The organism is Micromonospora sp. CA-248212 (assembly GCF_050948405.1).
Classification (GTDB): domain Bacteria; phylum Actinomycetota; class Actinomycetes; order Mycobacteriales; family Micromonosporaceae; genus Micromonospora.
Genome location: NZ_CP192023.1, coordinates 4568608 through 4583272, shown reverse-complemented (window position 1 = coordinate 4583272; position 14665 = coordinate 4568608). Strand labels below are relative to the sequence as shown.

The window sequence follows — 14665 nt, the reverse complement described above, 5'->3', positions numbered from 1 at the left end:
CCGTAACGCTCTGCGACCCTCGGGCTGCGTCATGGTCGTGGCGGTGGCTCGCCGTCCGCCACCTGATCCGCACCGACAACCCCGGGAGGACCGGCGCCCTCGTCGCCGGAGCCACTATCCGCTGCGTACGGAGGCCCCGGCCGCGATCCGAGGGCAGATCCAGGACCCGGTCAGGCCGGGGGTCGGGGTAGCCTACTCGTTGTGATCAATGCCCGCCGTGGTGTGCTGTTGATCGTGCTGCTCGGGATAGCAGGCGTCATCGTCGCCGCGTATGTCGTGTTGGTTGAGCATCCTGAGCATGTCGTACCCCTTCAGACTCTCGCGGCGCTGGTGCTGCCGATTGCCGTGCCGGTCATTCCCGTGCTGTGGCGTCGAATCGTGCCCAGGAGGGACCCCGCGCCCGAGTTGATCGATCGTGCCGTCGACCGGTTGGCAGATCAGATCCGGGTGGGGGTCGAGTCTGATCTGGAACAGCGGGGATTGCGCGTCCCGGCGCCCATACCGCTTGGCTGGAAGTGGTCGAAGCGCGACCTCGGCGTATCACGGGACGCAGCCGTCGATCCGACGTGGACTGAACATCGGGCGGCTCCGCTGCCGGGAATGAGTGCTACTGGCCAGGGCGAGCTGGACAGCGGAAGTCTGGCGGACTTGTTCCAGGTCTACGGTGGCGTGGCATCCGGGCGGATGGTGCTGCTCGGCGACGCCGGGGCGGGCAAGACCAGCGCCGCGCTGCAGCTTGTGCTCAGCGCGCTGAACCACCGCCGTTCGCTCGATCCGGACGACCAGGCCCGCACGCCCGTGCCGGTGATGCTGGGGCTGCACGACTGGGATCCCGGCCAGCTCGACTTTCTCTCCTGGGCCACGTCCCAGGTGCTGCATGCCTATCCCTTCCTGCGATCAGCGGATTACGGGCCGGGCGTCGTCCGCGAGATGCTGGCCAATGGCCGCGTCTCCTTCGTCCTCGACAGCCTCGACGCGGTACCGCCGCGGTTGCGCCCAGCCGTCCTGCAGAAGCTGAACGCGCTGACAGCGCAGCGCGTGGTGCTACTCAGCCGCGGCGACGAGATGGGCGACGCGGCTGCCCGCCGGGGCCTGTTGATCGGAGCGGCAACCCTTGAGCTCACGCCTCCCACGGCGGCACAGGCCGCCGATTATCTGGCGAGCTTCCCCGGCACGCCCACAACCACCTGGCAACGCCTGCTGAGGCTCCTGCAGGGTGGATCTCGCGGCGGCCTCATCAAGGCACTGCAGAACCCCCTGATGCTCAGCCTGGTTGCCGACCTGCACGGACGCGAGGACCGGCTCGGCGAGCTGCTCAATCGACGTAGCCGCAAGGCGGCCGAGGAGTACCTGCTCGATACCATCCTGCTCAACGCCTACGGCCGGGATCCTGACACCGACGGCCCGCTGCCGCCTTACACGGTCGACCAGGCACGCCGTTGGCTCGGCCGGCTCGCCATGCGGCTCGACGAGACCGGCGATCGCGACGTCGCCTGGTGGCGCGTTCGCGGTTGGCTACCCTTGATCACTCAACTCTTCCTGACGATCTACGTCTCAGCACTGATCGGCACCATCGTCTGGGGGATGCTCTTCGTGATCGGCGATGGAGCCACCACCCCCATCGCATCGGGCATCGCCTCCGGACTCCTCATTGGCATGCCTGCCGGGCTACTCCTACATCAGGGCGGCGACCTGATGTTCGGTAGCACCTCCGGCGAGCCCCGCGCGTGGGCCGTCAACCGGCTGCGCTCGCTGGCCGCCCCGAGTGTCGTCCTGGGGTGGTTGATGCTGGCCGGTGCGGAGTTCGCGCTCATCCGGCTGCGGCTCACCTACTTTCCCGAGCCCGGCGAGGACGCGCCCAGTCCCATCCACACGCTGGTGGTCAGCGCAGCCTTCACGCTGGCACTGATGATTGTTTACGCCGGAGCCCGACCCACCGGCACCGACCGAAGCACCGCGGATCCGTGGACCTGTTGGAAGCGTGATCTCGGCTGCGGCCTGCTGATCGGTGCGGTGCTCGGGCTGGGCGGCATCCTCGCCCTCTCCGCCGGCGTGCCCTCGGCACGCCGAATCGCCTTCAATCTGGCGTTCGGCCTGGGATTTGGTGTCACGGTGTCTCGGGTGTGGCGGGCGCTCCTCGTCTTCGTCTGGCTGCGCGTTGCGGGCGACGGTCCGCTGCGGATGATGCACTTCCTCGAAGATGCCCGCGCCAGGCATGTCCTGCGCACCGTCGGCCCGCGATACCAGTTCCGGCACGCACGCCTGCAGGACCGCCTCGCCATGCAAGCCACCCGCGACTAGCGATCAACAGCCCGGCCCGGAGGGTTCGCGTCGCGGACGACAGCCGGGCCGAGTGGACCGGGCCTCCGCTCGCCCCCGGATCTCGGCGCCTGAACACTTTTTCGCCGGATCGGCAATATCAGTGTGAAGCGCGGACTGTGCCGAGGAGGGCCATGGCTTCGGATGCGGATTTGATAGGCCGGTCGCTGGATGGCGATGTCGACGCCTTCGTCGAGGTGGTCGAGCGTCATGAGGCCGCCGTCGGTTCGTACCTCGTTCGCCGGGCGGGGCGGGATGCGGCTGAGGACCTTCTGGGCGAGGTGTGGGTTGCGGCGTTCGAGTCGCGGCGATCGTACGACCGGTCGTACAACGATGCGCGGCCGTGGCTGTACGGGGTGGCGTTGAACCGCTTGCGGCGCTACTGGCGGTCCCGGCCCGCCGAGGACCTGGTAGCGGACGTGCCGGAGACGGCTACCGGGTGGGATCCGTGGTCGGCGGTGGACCTCGGGGTGGACGCCCGGGCGGTGCTCCGGTCCGCCCTGACGCGGCTCAAACCAGAAGAGCGGGAGGTCCTGAGGCTCGTCGCCTGGGAGGACCTGACGGCAGCCGACGCCGCGCGGGCACTCGGCATACCGGCCGGCACCGCGCGGCGGCTGCTGAGCCAGGCCAGGACGGCATTGCGCGACGCGCCCGGGGTGTCCGCGCTTCTGAAGGACCGCAACAGCGCGAAGGAGAGACACCGATGACCGACGAGCTCGATCTGGTCGGTGCGTTGGGCAGCGCGGAACCACTACGCCCGGAGGCGTATCAGCGGGCGCGGGCGGTGCTGCGGGCGGCCATGGCCGACCCCGCAACCGTGCGGCTGGGCGCGATATCAGCGGAGGACACGACTGTGGAGGCACCTTCAACCATGCGAACGACGACAACCACGCGGGACGACGCATCCAGCCCGGCGCTTCAGCGCCGCCGCCGGATCGGTATCGCGGGCCGATGGGGGATCGGCGCCGGGGTGGGGGTTGCCGCCGCGGCGGCGGTCGTCGCTGTGGTGCTCAACTCCTCGGCGACCGGAGGCACCGAGGCCAGCCAGGCTTCGTCGGCCGCCACCTCGGGCTCGACCACCGCCGACGGGTCCGCTGAGCGCGCGCCACTGATGACCCTGGCCGGTTCCATCAAGACGGTCACCCCGCCGGCTGGCGACGCGTGGCTGGTGAAGGCGACACAGGTCAACGGCACCAAGACCACGCAGGTCGTCTACACGCTGTACACCGACCGTCACGAGATCTATACCGGCAGCAGCGTGAAGGACATCAAGCGTGCGATCGCCCGTCACCAGGACCAGATGACGGACGGCGGCTACGCACCGCTGCTCAAGGCAGCCGTCGCCGCGGCGGACAGCAGCCCGGCCGACGGCCGGACCCGGATGCTCAAGGCAGCCAAGGATCCGCTGGTGGGCCTCGACCCCGCAGCGCAGCAGGCGGCGTGGGACAAGCAGCAGGCGGACGCCCAGGTGATCATCAAGCAGAAGGGCGGCCACGCCAAGCCGAAGCCGTACAGCCCGCAGGCCGTTCAGCGGCACTTCGACAACGCCCTGTGGACGTACAGCACCCAAGCGCTGTCCGCTGGCGACGGCAACACCCAGGTCCGGGCCGGTGTGCTACGTCTGCTGTCCACCATCCCCGCGGTCAGCGTCGAGAACTCCACCACCCAGGGCAGGGCCACGTTGACGATCACCGCCGGCCCCGAGGTGTTCGGCGGCGAGGGCAGCGAGGTGCTGACCGTTGACGCCACGACCGGCATGCTGGTCAAGGACGTATCCACCGTGCCGGGCCTACCCCGGGCCTCCACGACGTACGAATCCTCCCGCGTGACGAAGGCCCGCCTCTAGGCCGGGGACTTCCACCCACCAGCATCCCGGCACGGGCGTGACGCGCCCAGCGTTCGGTCAATGGTGCGGGCCGCCTTCAGGCGGCTCGCACCGTCGTTCGGTTGTTCGCACGGCCGGTGCCCGACTGCGATGATCGACGCGTGACGTACATTCCGGACCTGGCGCCCTATGACTACTACCCGGGCGCCCCGGACGCCATTGCCGTCGGTTGGCTGGATTCGAGCATGCCCTTCACCGAAGGAGCGTGCCCGCGAGACGTTCGAGATCGCCTGGCGCGGCTCGGCGCTGAACCAGTGCGGCTCATGCGGGGGTACCACTACTGCCAGTTCTGCCCGGGAGCGGCCGAGCCTCTGCGCCTGATTCGGGCCGACATCCGCCTTCACGAAGCTCCCGATGTCGCGCGCGGAAACGGTGAGATCTGGCTCACCGCCGTGGACGGGACGAACTTCGCCGCACCGGCCCTGATCGGCCACTACGTCGAAGAGCATCGCTACCTGCCACCTGATGCCTTCATCGAGGCGGTTCGGACCGGGGTCCCCACCCTTGGCGTCGCCTAGGTGTTCTGTCCAGAAAGGTTGGGGACGCGGCTGGCGGGTGGGCCGCCGAGTGCGGTGTGGTGGCGGTGGTGATTGTAGGCGTGGAGCCACGCGGGTAGGGCCGCTCGTCGGGCGGTCTCGGATCGGTAGGGCTTGGCGCAGGCCCATCCGTGATAAGGGAGCGGGTTGATCCCCGAGATACACGTCGGATGGCTATCGTCGATGCGCCGGCCGGGCCATTGGCTGCGGCAGCGGAACGTGCTCAACTGGGCTTGTGACCACCGACCCGCGCCGCGCGCGGGGCGGCCCTGAGTGAGTCGGCTGTAGTACCGGGAGGACAGGTGTCGCGCCCCCCTTACCGTCCTGACGTCGTGCTCGTGCCGGCGTGGGTGGTGGAGCGCCCGGAGACGGTCGAGCGACTCAACGGGCTGCTGGCCGAGGCCGGTTTGGGCCGGCCGTTGTCCCCGCCGGCCGCCCCCACACCGCCCGCTGTCGACCTGGTCGAACTGCCCGTTCAGGGTGACCCGGTGGCCGTGGCCCGGGCCAGCCGCCGACTGGCCGGCCGATCCGACGCCGACGCCGACGTGCCGGAGTGTCTGCCCGACTACGAGTGCACGGCCGCCACCGTGGAGGACGACGCCCGGGTGGAGGCGAATCTCTACCCGTACTTCGGGGCCAGCGGCTGCAAGAGCGGGCACGGGACCATCGCCTGGCTCGCGGCGCCCGAGCACGTGATGCCGCCGAAGCCCGCCCGGCGCCCGGCCAGCCAGTTTCCGGCCGGGCGACCCGTGGTGGCGCTGCTCGACACCGGGGTACGCGAGCACGACTGGCTGGCCGAGGCCGGCGGCGAGCCGTACTGGGAGGAGGCGCAGGGATGGACGCCGCCGCGCGCCATTCCGGCGGTTGCCGGGCAGGAGAGCCGCGGCGAGGAGACAGAGCAGCCGGACTTCGGTAGTCATTGGGGGCACGGGACCTTCCTCGCCGGACTGGTCCGCCTTGAGGCGCCCGACGCGCGGATCCTCTCGTTGCGGGTGATGAGCGACGCGGGTCGGGTCAGCGACCTGAACGCGGCGCACGCGATGAACTGGCTGGCGGACCGGGTCGACGACGGTCAGCGGGTCGACGTCGTGCTGACCGCGTTCGGCCGTCCGGGTGCCGGTGAGGACGAAGAGTTGGAGCCCGTCCGCCAGGCGCTCAAACGGTTGGCGGACCGGGGCGTTCCGGTGGTCGCCTCGGCCGGTAACGACGGTACGGACAGCCCGGTCTATCCGGCTGCCTTCGCGGCCGACCCGACTCTTACGGTGATCAGCGTCGGGGCCCAGGCCTCGCCGACCACCCGGGCGCGATACAGCAACCACGGGGTGTGGGTGCGCCAGTGGCGCGAGGGCACCAACACGGTGAGCCTCATGCCCTTGTCCACGGCGCCGGTCACCGCGCTGGGCGCGTACGCCTACTGGAGCGGTACGTCGTTCGCGGCGGCCCGGTACGCGGGTCAGCTCGCCCAGAGGCTGGCGCCGGCTCCCGTGCGGCTGCCGGACTGACGCCATGTCCAATCTGCCAAAGACCCCGGTGGAGCGCGCGGGCGCGTCGACCGACCGCGCGGCACGCCTCGGCGAGCGCCTCGACCGAGCCAGGGCGGGCGACCGGAACGCCCTCGACGAGGTGGTTCGGGACCTCAACCCGCTGCTGTGGCACGTCGCCAGGGCACAGGGCCTCGACGCCGACGAGGCCGCCGACGTCGTCCAGACGACCTGGCTGGAGTTGGTACGCGGACTGCACACCATACGGTCTTCGAACGCGCTCACCGCGTGGCTGGTGACCACCACCCGCCGGGAGTCCTGGCGGGTGCGTGGGCTCGCCCAGCGGCAGACGCCGCACGATGCGGCGAGGCTGGAGTCCTCGCCCGACCCGGATCCCGGCCCGGCCGACCTGCTGCTGTCCGACGAACGTGACCGGGCGCTGTGGCGGCACGTCGCGCGGCTGCCGCAGCGGTGCCGGGCGCTGCTGCGGATCGTCGCGCACGTCGAGCGCCCGGACTACACAGTGGTGGCCGAGGCGTTGGGCATGCCGCGCGGCAGCATCGGGCCGACCCGCGGCCGGTGCCTGGCGAAGCTGCGGGAGATGCTGACCGCCGACTCGACGTGGAGCCCGACATGACCGCCCCGGACCCCGCCGACCAGCCGTTCGACGACCTGGACCAGGCGATTCTGGACCAGCTCGCCGCGGTGCTCACCCGGCTCGACCCGCCGCCGTCCGACCTCGACGACCGGGTACGCCTTGTGGTGGCCCTCGACGACGTCGACCGGGAGGTTGCTCGGCTGCGCGAAGAGCAACTGGTCGGCGCGGTGCGGGGCACGGAACGGACCCGCACCCTGACCTTCGACGCGCAGAGCCGGACCGTGATGATCACGATCGTGGACCGGTCCGACGGCATGGTCCGGATCGACGGCTGGCTCGCGCCGGGCGCCGCCGTACGGGTCGAGCTGCGGTACCCCGCGCCCGACCCGCCCCGGACGGTGGAGTCCGACGCGTCGGGCCGGTTTGTGCTGGACGGCGTGCCGCACGGTCTGGCGCAGGTGGTGGTGCACCCGGCGCGGGGTGAGCACGCGCCGCAGGTGGTCACGCCGGCCCTCACCCTGTGACATGCGCCCGGCCACCCTCGCCCGGCGGGCCATCCGCTGGCACGCGGCGGGCCTGGCGTCGAGCGACGCCGGTCAGCCGGGGCGGGCTGCCCGCGAACTGCGGGCGGGCCTGCGGCTGGCCAAGCGCCACCCGGCCCTGCGTGACATCCACGTCCGCCTGCTGATCAGCCTCGCCTGGGCGGAGTCCGAGCGAAGCCGGGTGGAGCTGGGCTTTCGGCTGCTGGACGAGGCCGAGGCACTCGCGGCTGCGCCGCAGCGGCCGATCCTGCTCGGCCAGCGGGCCCTGCTCCTCAAGCGCAGCGGCCGTAACGCGGAGGCGCTTAGTCAGTACGACGAGTCCATCGACCTGTTGAGCGACCTCACCCACCCACTTGATCTGGTCAAGGCGCTCAACAATCGCGGCCTCGTGCACGTGGAGGCGGGCAACGTCCGGCTCGCCCGCGCCGACCTGCGGCGCTGCGCGGAGGTCGCCGCCCGGTACGGGCTCGGTCTGCACGTGGCCATGGCGCGGACGAACCTGGGTTGTCTGGACGTGATCGCCGGTGACCTGCCCGCCGCGCTGCGTGCCTTCGCCCAGTCCGACGCCGACTACCAGGTGCTCGCGCCGGGCCGGCTCGCCAACCTGGCCGTGGAACGGGCTCGCGCGCTGGTCGCGGCCGGGCTGTACCGCGAGGCCGAACGGCAACTCGCCAGCGCGGTGGAGCGGGCGGCGCAGCAGCAGCTCGGACACACGTACGCCGATGCCCTTCAGGTTCGTGCGGAGGCGGCCCTGCTTGCCGGCGAACCGGTCGCTGCCGCGCGGTGGGCCCGACGTGCCCGGGTCGCTTTCCTCGGCCGTACGAACGTCCGCCGTGCGGCCCTGGCTGCCCTGTTCGAGCTCCGCGCCGACCAGGCGGTCGGCGAGGTCGACCAGGCGACGGTGGCCCGGCGCGCCGGGGTGCTGGCCGGCCGGTTGGCCCGGCTCGGGCTGCCTGAGGATGCTCGGGTCGCCGGTCTGGTCAAGGCCCGGGCGCTGGTGGCCGCGGGCCGACCCCGCCGGGCGGCGGAGCTGATCGGGCGACAGTCCGGACCGCGACGGACCGATCGGCTCGACACGCGCCTGCTCTGGCACATGGCCCGTGCGGAGGTGGCGGCCTCGGCCGGCCGGTCGGCCGAGGCGCGGCGGAGTCTGTTGGCCGGAATGGCTGCTCTGCACCGGCACCGCGCCCGGTTCGGCTGCGCCGACCTGCAGACCGGGGCCGCGGTGCACGGCCGCGACCTGGCCCGGGCGGGGCTCGCCGCAGCGTTGGCAGAGGGCTCCGCCATCGCCGTCTACCGGTGGTCCGAGCGGGCGCGGGCCCAGGCGCTGCTGCTGCCGCCGGTGCGGCCGCCCGACGACCCGGTCGCCGCCGAGGCGCTGGAAGAGCTGCGCCGGCTACAGCACCGCGTCCGGCAGGCAGAACTCGCGGGGCGCCCGACCTTGGCCTTCCACAGTCGGTTGGAGGCGCTCCAGCGGATGATCCGGGAGCGCGCCTGGGCGACGCCGGGCCCCGGGACGCGGCGCCGACGACGCCGGCGCCGCTGAGCGCCGTGACGGCGGAGCTGGCTGGCGCGGCGCTCGTGGTGTACGTGGCCGCCGGGGACATCCTGCGCGCGCTGGTGGTCACTGACCGGGCGACCTCGGTGGTGGTACTTGGCGACCGCGGCCTGGCCGAGGAGGCGGTACGACGACTACGCGCCGACCTGGACGCGCAGGCGGGCCGGTCCATGCCCGCCCGGCTGGCGGCGGTGGTCCGCGCCGCTACGCGGCAGGACGCCGACCACGTGGAGTCGATGCTGCTCGACCCGGTGCTTGCGCTGGTCGGCGACCGGGACCTGGTGCTGGTCCCGACCGGGCTGTTGCTGACCACGCCGTGGCATGCCCTGCCAGCGTGCGTGTCCCGGCCGGTCACGGTGACGCCGTCGGTCGGGGTCTGGCTGGCCGCCCGGCGTCGCCTGAAGGCAGGCGGGCCCACGGCCGGGTCGGCGGCGGTGACGGTGGTGGCGGGACCGGGAATCCCCCGGGGGCAGGCGGAGGCGCGGGTCGTGGCGTCGCTGCACCCGGGCGCCGTTCTGCTCGCCGGGGCGGAGGCGACCCCGGCGGCGACACTCGCGGCGATGGCCGGCGCCGGCCTCGCCCATGTGGCGGCGCATGGGCAGCACCAGACCGAGAACCCGCTGTTCTCCACGCTGGAGCTGGCCGGCGGCCCGTTGCTGGGATACGACGTGCAGGAACTGCGGAACGCGCCGCGTACCGTGGTCCTGTCCTGTTGCGACCTGGGCCTGACCGACGTGCGGCACGGCGACGAGGCGCTCGGCATGCCGACCGCCCTGCTCGCCGCAGGCACCGCCACGGTCGTCGCGAGCGTCAGCCGGGTCGCCGACGAGGCGGCCATGGAGATCATGGCGGCCTATCATCGGGCGGTCGTCGCGGGCCGATTGCCGGCGGCAGCACTGGCTGAGGCCGTACGCGGCAATCAGCCCTCGAGCTTCGTCTGTTTCGGTGCCGGCTGAGCCAACCGCGCCAGAGTCGCACCGACGGCAGGTATCCAGGATGCCGTCCGGCCCCCCATCCAGGCATGACTGACCACACTGTGAAGAAGCGCCATCGCCGGGCGGGTCTCGCCGCCGGCCTCGCCGTGCTCGCCCTGGCGGCCGGTCTCCTGACGGCATGCCGCACGAACGGCGGCGCGGCGAGCAGCGGTGCCGAGAACCGCCCGGGTACGGCCGACGGCCTCGCGAAGATCGCCGGAGGTGGCGGCTGCCCGCCGGCCGGCACCCGCAGCGGCGGACTGCTCCCGAAGCTGGACGAGGGAACCTACACCTCGGTCGAAAACCCCTGCCTGCCGTACGTCGACCTGGTCAGTGAGGTGACCCAACGGATCGTGCCGGGGCAGCGGCCCCGGGTCGACCAGTTCCTCGACAACCTCGGCCGCTTCGCCGACCGGCTCGGGCAGGTCAACGACGCCGTCCAATGCGCCTACCAGACCGACCGGCTGGCGGTGCGGATCTACCAGAGCCGGCGCGACTCCTGGGCGGTCGGCGTGGTGGCGGTCGTCCGTGGCCGCCTCGGCGCGGTCGCCGACACGGCCGCCTGCTTCCTGATCAAACAGATTCCGCTCCTGAATCTGGCCACCCAGGGCATCGGACCGGATCAGGACAGCCCTGCGTACTGCTTCGACACCAGCCACCAGCGACGTGCCGGCGAGGACTACACCATCATGTGGATCGGCTCGTCGGCGCTCACCTGCCGGGGGCTCCAGGACGGCCTGGTTCCCGGCGAGGGGCGGCTCGTCGCGGTGAAGGCCCGCCCCGACGCGTCGCTGCGCGCCGGCCCGTCCACGGGTGACCGGGTGCTGCGCAAGGTGCCCGACGGCACGCTGGGCCGGGTGACCTGCTACCGCACCGGGGAAGCCGTCAAGGGCGACAGCGCGTGGGCCCGGACGACCGTCCTCGGCGACACCGGCTGGATAGCTGCGGCCTATCTGGACAGCGCTCAGCCGGTCCGGGCTACCGGATTGTGCCCGGACAACTGAGGCGGCCCCGTGCGCGGTCCCACGGGGGCCGGCGGGGACGCCTGCGCCGCAGATCCGCAGACCTCCATCGCGGACACCGTCGCTGACCGGCGGCACTCGGTCGGGAGAGAGTCCGACGGATCGGTATCTGCTACCGGCCCTGCCGCCACGTATTCACCAAGACCGGCGGGAAGCCGTTCCGGCCGGAGAAGGGAGCAGGCCAGATGTGCGGTATTCAGATCGGTGCCGAGGAGCTGGAGGGCATTCTCGTCAACCGGGGGCCGGACGTCTCCGTTGAGGAGGCCGCCGCCTGCGGCGTCCAGATCGGGGCGCCGGAGGTGAGCCGGGTTCTCGCCAACCGCAGCGCGGCGCAGATCGCGGACGCCTCCTGCGGGATCCAGATCGGCGCGCCGGAGAACGTCACGTTGCAGCGCGACGCCGGCCCGAACGCCTAGCCGGGGGCAGCACCGCGGGGCCTGTCGGCGACTGTGAACGACCGACAGGCCCCGCTGACCCGACGATCAGGACCAACGCTGGAAGGAAGAGCCATGATCGGTACCCGCCTGGATGACATCGACGCACCGCGGCTGATCCGCAGCGAACACGGCTGGTGGTTCATCGGCAACCAGACCTGGACCCTGCTGCGCCCCGAGTGTGTGGGGTCGGACGGCACGGTGGACGCTGCCACCACGGGCTTCCTCCGCCGCACGGCGGCGTTCGAGCCGCGCGTGCCGGTCTCGTTCTCGCTGACCGTGCTTACCACGACCACCTGCAACCTCGGCTGCGCCTACTGCTTCCAGAACACCGGGGTGGACGACACGGGCGGCGCACGGCCGCCGCGGATCCGGCGGGCCTGGCTGGACACTGACACCGTCGATCGCATCATCACCTTCGCCCGGGACCGGATGCGTCAGTGCGAGCTGGATCGCCTGTACCTGCTGCTGTTCGGGGGTGAGCCGCTGCTCAATCCCCGGGGCTGCCGCACCCTGCTGGACCGAGCGCGCGCGATCGGGCTCGACCAGTGCGCGATGACCACGAACGGCGTTCTGCTGACCCCGAGGTTGGCCCGTGAGCTGTACGCGGCGGGTCTCAACGGCGTGCAGGTGACGTTCGACGGCAGCCGGGCGGATCATGACCAGATCCGGGTCAAGCGGTCCGGCGCGCCCACCTTCGACACCATCGTTCGCAACGTCGCTCGTGCGACAGAGGTCACCGGGCTGAACTGGAACCTGCGGGTGAACGTGTCGCACCACAATTTCGACCGGATCGCCGACCTCGTCGGGGAACTGGCCGCCGGCCTGAGCCCCGACCGGTGCACGGTGACGTTCGCCTGGGTGGGCGACGCGGGCTTCGGATACCACAACACCATGCGGCACATCGACACCGTGAGCGACGCGTTCGCGGGTTGGAGTATCGCCGCGTTGGAGGCGGGTTTCCGGGTGGTCCGACCCAGCATGAGAACCACCTGCCACATCTGCTCGGTGCCCGGAGGCCGGCACGGCGCCGTGGTCAACGCCGACGGTCAACTCTTCAGCTGCTGGCAGTCGGCCGGGAAGCCCGGCTTCGAGGTGGGCAGCATCGACGAGGGGTACCTGGACGTGGCCAGCGTCCCGGAACGCTGGGTGCGCTGCGGTTACGAGTACGAACATCCGGAAGCGGCGGTGGCCGACACCTTCCAGGACCGGGTCGACGGACGGTTGCTGGACTACCTCTACACCAGTGGGCGCCTGTAACCCTGCCGATCGGCACCCCTTCCCGACCTGAGGCCGGTCCTCGCCCGCGCTGTAGCGGACGTATCTGATGCCGACCGGCCGCCCCTTCATCGATGTCGTCCCCCTCCAACCGAGAGGAATGCTCATGAACATCCTCAACCGGACGTCCACGGTGCTCGCGGTGTGCGTCGGACTCGTAGCCGCCAACCTGGTGGCCGTCTCACCTGCGAGCGCCGCCGCCGAATACTCATTCAGATCCCAGAGCTCGGCTACCAGCGAGTACCCCTTCGGCAGCCTGTGCATCGACGTGTCGTACTCCAGTACTGCCAACGGCACGGCGATCAAGCAGTGGCCCTGCTACGACGGCCCGGCCCAGAAGTGGACGATGGTCTACGAGGGAAGGTGGAACGGCGTCGTCTACTACCAGCTTGTCAGCTCGCTCTGGTCGGCAGAGGGCCCCAAGTGTCTCGACGTGCCCTGGGGTAACCCGGCAGCGGGCCAGACGCTACAACTGTGGGACTGCCTGGGCGTCGCGCGGCAGCTCTGGTCCGCTACGCAGGTACCGGGAGCGAATGGGTACGCGCTACGGAACCTCCAGACCGGGCAGTGCGTCGATGTTCCCTGGGGCGACCCCGTCGCAGGCAACGCCGTGTGGCAATGGCCCTGTAACAGCACCCCCGCCCAGCAGTGGGTCTTGCGCGCCTGGTAGTGGGTGACCGGGGCGGACGAGGTCTGGCGGGGTCAGGGTCCGGCAGGCTGGGCACGGGCGCAGACGTCGCCCGAGTTGGCCTCGTGGGGGAGCGCCCGCGGGTACGCCGCCACCTCGTCCGCCGCTGCTCGGCGCGCGACAGGCGGTCAGCCGGTCTTGGTGGCGAAGGGGCCGCCGTCGCCGAACGCGAGCCGCGCGAAGTTCTCGGCGATACGGCGGTGTCCGGCGGAATCGGGGTGCACCTCGTCGGGGAGTGGGAGTTCGGCGTAGTCCGCCTCGCCGTAGAGGTCACGTCCGTCGAGGTAGTGCAGGTTCGGGTCTTCGGCCGAGCGCTGTTCGACGATCCGGGCGAGTTCGTCACGGATGACGTTGAGGGTCAGCCGCCCAGCGCTGCGTTCGGCCGGATCGCCGGTGGCCTTGAAGCGCAGCGTCCCGCCCTCGAAGTCCGGCACGAGGGGACCGGGCGTGTCCTCCTGCACCGGGCACAGGATGGCGGACACGACCAGCAGTGGTGTGGTCGGGTGCCCCTCGCGGACCGTGTCGAGGAAGCCGTGGACCGCAGGGGTGAAGGCGCGCAGACGCATCACGTCGCTGTTGACGATGTTGATGCCGATCTTGACACTGATCAGGTCAGCGGGGATGTCCCGCATGGCGCGGGCGGTGAACGGGTCGAGCAGCGCGCTCCCGCCGAATCCCAGGTTGACCAACTCCACGCCGCCCTCGGCCGCGGCCAGGGCTGGCCAGATGGCGGTGGGATGAGTGGCGTTCGAGCCGTGGCTGATGGAACTGCCGTGGTGCAGCCACGTCCTGCTTCCGGTGGGCGGGGTCCGCTCAACGGGCGCGTCGGTGCGCAGCGCGATCAACTCGGTGATCTCCGTGTGTGGAAGCCAGATCTCGATGTCTTTCTCACCCTCCGGCAGACCCGCGAAGCGGGCGGTGCCGGACGGCCCTTCGGTCAGCACGGAAGTCTGGGTGAACATGTTGGTAACCGTCCGGACGTTGCCTTCGGGCACCGACGCCTGCGCGGCCAGGCGCCCGTTGATCAGCAGGTCGTAGACGCCGTCCGGTGGGGCCGGGAAGCCTTGGTAGACCCGCTTGGTGGGCAGGGTGTCCAGTTCGATGGTGGTGGCCCGGGTACGGAAGGCCAGCCGTACGCCGGACGGCTGGGCCTCGGCCATGGCCAGTTGGTCGTCGGGGATCTGCTGGCGGGCCCGGGCGGTCAGTCGGTGCGGCAGTAGACCGCGCGCGGTCGCCTCCAGATCGACAAACCCGCGCACCAGGCCCGCGGTGACCGGGGTGGTGATCCACTGGTGTTCGGTGGGCATTGCCTCAAGCCTCTCGATCGAGATGTTCATCGGCGCGCCGCGC

At 71.2% G+C, this 14665-nt stretch carries 14 protein-coding genes and 1 pseudogene; 13 read left to right on the top strand and 2 right to left on the bottom strand.

The genetic code is table 11. From position 1 onward, the window contains the following. Window positions 1–201 precede the first annotated feature (201 nt). The 4 genes from ACQP03_RS21645 (at window position 202) to ACQP03_RS21630 (ending at window position 4722) form a co-directional block, all read left to right on the top strand. Window positions 202–2301 (top strand): hypothetical protein, encoded by a 2100-nt coding sequence (locus ACQP03_RS21645; protein ID WP_363661373.1) that lies wholly within the window; start codon window positions 202–204, stop codon window positions 2299–2301. A gap of 152 nt (window positions 2302–2453) precedes the next feature. Continuing rightward, the gene (locus ACQP03_RS21640) at window positions 2454–3026 is read left to right on the top strand and encodes an RNA polymerase sigma factor (protein WP_363661372.1); all 573 of its coding nucleotides are present in this window, start codon (window positions 2454–2456) and stop codon (window positions 3024–3026) included. Next, on the top strand, window positions 3023–4165 hold the full coding sequence (locus tag ACQP03_RS21635; protein WP_363661371.1) for a hypothetical protein: 1143 nt from the start codon (window positions 3023–3025) through the stop codon (window positions 4163–4165). Before ACQP03_RS21640 ends, ACQP03_RS21635 begins: the two co-directional genes overlap by 4 nt. A 140-nt stretch (window positions 4166–4305) precedes the next feature. Beyond that, window positions 4306–4722: a hypothetical protein gene (locus ACQP03_RS21630; protein WP_363661370.1), complete on the top strand. Its 417-nt coding sequence runs from the start codon at window positions 4306–4308 to the stop codon at window positions 4720–4722. Here ACQP03_RS21630 and ACQP03_RS21625 read toward each other — a convergent pair. Next, window positions 4719–4868 (bottom strand): annotated as a pseudogene (locus tag ACQP03_RS21625) (IS481 family transposase); the annotation flags it as partial. The gene ACQP03_RS21630 and the pseudogene ACQP03_RS21625 overlap by 4 nt on opposite strands. A gap of 204 nt (window positions 4869–5072) precedes the next feature. On the opposite strand from ACQP03_RS21625, the gene ACQP03_RS21620 reads away from it, so the two are divergent. From ACQP03_RS21620 to ACQP03_RS21580, 9 genes are all read left to right on the top strand, one after another. Further along, on the top strand, window positions 5073–6242 hold the full coding sequence (locus tag ACQP03_RS21620) for a S8 family peptidase (RefSeq protein WP_433458156.1): 1170 nt from the start codon (window positions 5073–5075) through the stop codon (window positions 6240–6242). Between the two features lie 4 nt (window positions 6243–6246). Next, window positions 6247–6858 carry an RNA polymerase sigma factor gene (locus tag ACQP03_RS21615; protein ID WP_357134551.1) on the top strand — a complete coding sequence of 204 codons (612 nt, stop codon included), beginning with the start codon at window positions 6247–6249 and terminating at the stop codon, window positions 6856–6858. Continuing rightward, window positions 6855–7343: a hypothetical protein gene (locus tag ACQP03_RS21610; RefSeq protein ID WP_433458154.1), complete on the top strand. Its 489-nt coding sequence runs from the start codon at window positions 6855–6857 to the stop codon at window positions 7341–7343. Before ACQP03_RS21615 ends, ACQP03_RS21610 begins: the two co-directional genes overlap by 4 nt. 1 nt (window position 7344) lies before the next feature. Then, window positions 7345–8907, top strand: coding sequence for a hypothetical protein (locus ACQP03_RS21605; RefSeq protein ID WP_433458152.1), 1563 nt, complete (start codon window positions 7345–7347; stop codon window positions 8905–8907). Window positions 8908–8912: 5 nt separating this feature from the next. Continuing rightward, complete coding sequence (locus ACQP03_RS21600; RefSeq protein WP_433458150.1) at window positions 8913–9875, top strand: CHAT domain-containing protein; 963 nt, start codon at window positions 8913–8915, stop codon at window positions 9873–9875. A gap of 65 nt (window positions 9876–9940) precedes the next feature. Beyond that, window positions 9941–10897: a hypothetical protein gene (locus tag ACQP03_RS21595; RefSeq protein ID WP_396832338.1), complete on the top strand. Its 957-nt coding sequence runs from the start codon at window positions 9941–9943 to the stop codon at window positions 10895–10897. 203 nt (window positions 10898–11100) lie between these two features. Continuing rightward, complete coding sequence (locus ACQP03_RS21590; RefSeq protein WP_355047752.1) at window positions 11101–11331, top strand: hypothetical protein; 231 nt, start codon at window positions 11101–11103, stop codon at window positions 11329–11331. A 93-nt stretch (window positions 11332–11424) separates the two neighbouring features. Next, window positions 11425–12609: a radical SAM protein gene (locus ACQP03_RS21585; RefSeq protein ID WP_433458147.1), complete on the top strand. Its 1185-nt coding sequence runs from the start codon at window positions 11425–11427 to the stop codon at window positions 12607–12609. Between the two features lie 124 nt (window positions 12610–12733). Further along, window positions 12734–13297: an RICIN domain-containing protein gene (locus ACQP03_RS21580; protein ID WP_357134543.1), complete on the top strand. Its 564-nt coding sequence runs from the start codon at window positions 12734–12736 to the stop codon at window positions 13295–13297. Between the two features lie 146 nt (window positions 13298–13443). Here ACQP03_RS21580 and ACQP03_RS21575 read toward each other — a convergent pair whose 3' ends face one another. Further along, window positions 13444–14622 carry a GDSL-type esterase/lipase family protein gene (locus tag ACQP03_RS21575; RefSeq protein WP_357134541.1) on the bottom strand — a complete coding sequence of 393 codons (1179 nt, stop codon included), beginning with the start codon at window positions 14620–14622 and terminating at the stop codon, window positions 13444–13446. Between the last annotated feature and the right edge of the window lie 43 nt (window positions 14623–14665).

Coding starts and splice junctions, on each gene's coding strand:
- ACQP03_RS21595 (WP_396832338.1), top strand. CDS start 9,941: ATGACTGACCACACTGTGAAGAAGCGCCATCGCCGGGCGGGTCTCGCC.
- ACQP03_RS21610 (WP_433458154.1), top strand. CDS start 6,855: ATGACCGCCCCGGACCCCGCCGACCAGCCGTTCGACGACCTGGACCAG.
- ACQP03_RS21585 (WP_433458147.1), top strand. CDS start 11,425: ATGATCGGTACCCGCCTGGATGACATCGACGCACCGCGGCTGATCCGC.
- ACQP03_RS21590 (WP_355047752.1), top strand. CDS start 11,101: ATGTGCGGTATTCAGATCGGTGCCGAGGAGCTGGAGGGCATTCTCGTC.
- ACQP03_RS21640 (WP_363661372.1), top strand. CDS start 2,454: ATGGCTTCGGATGCGGATTTGATAGGCCGGTCGCTGGATGGCGATGTC.
- ACQP03_RS21580 (WP_357134543.1), top strand. CDS start 12,734: ATGAACATCCTCAACCGGACGTCCACGGTGCTCGCGGTGTGCGTCGGA.
- ACQP03_RS21615 (WP_357134551.1), top strand. CDS start 6,247: ATGTCCAATCTGCCAAAGACCCCGGTGGAGCGCGCGGGCGCGTCGACC.
- ACQP03_RS21605 (WP_433458152.1), top strand. CDS start 7,345: ATGCGCCCGGCCACCCTCGCCCGGCGGGCCATCCGCTGGCACGCGGCG.
- ACQP03_RS21635 (WP_363661371.1), top strand. CDS start 3,023: ATGACCGACGAGCTCGATCTGGTCGGTGCGTTGGGCAGCGCGGAACCA.
- ACQP03_RS21575 (WP_357134541.1), bottom strand. CDS start 14,622: ATGCCCACCGAACACCAGTGGATCACCACCCCGGTCACCGCGGGCCTG.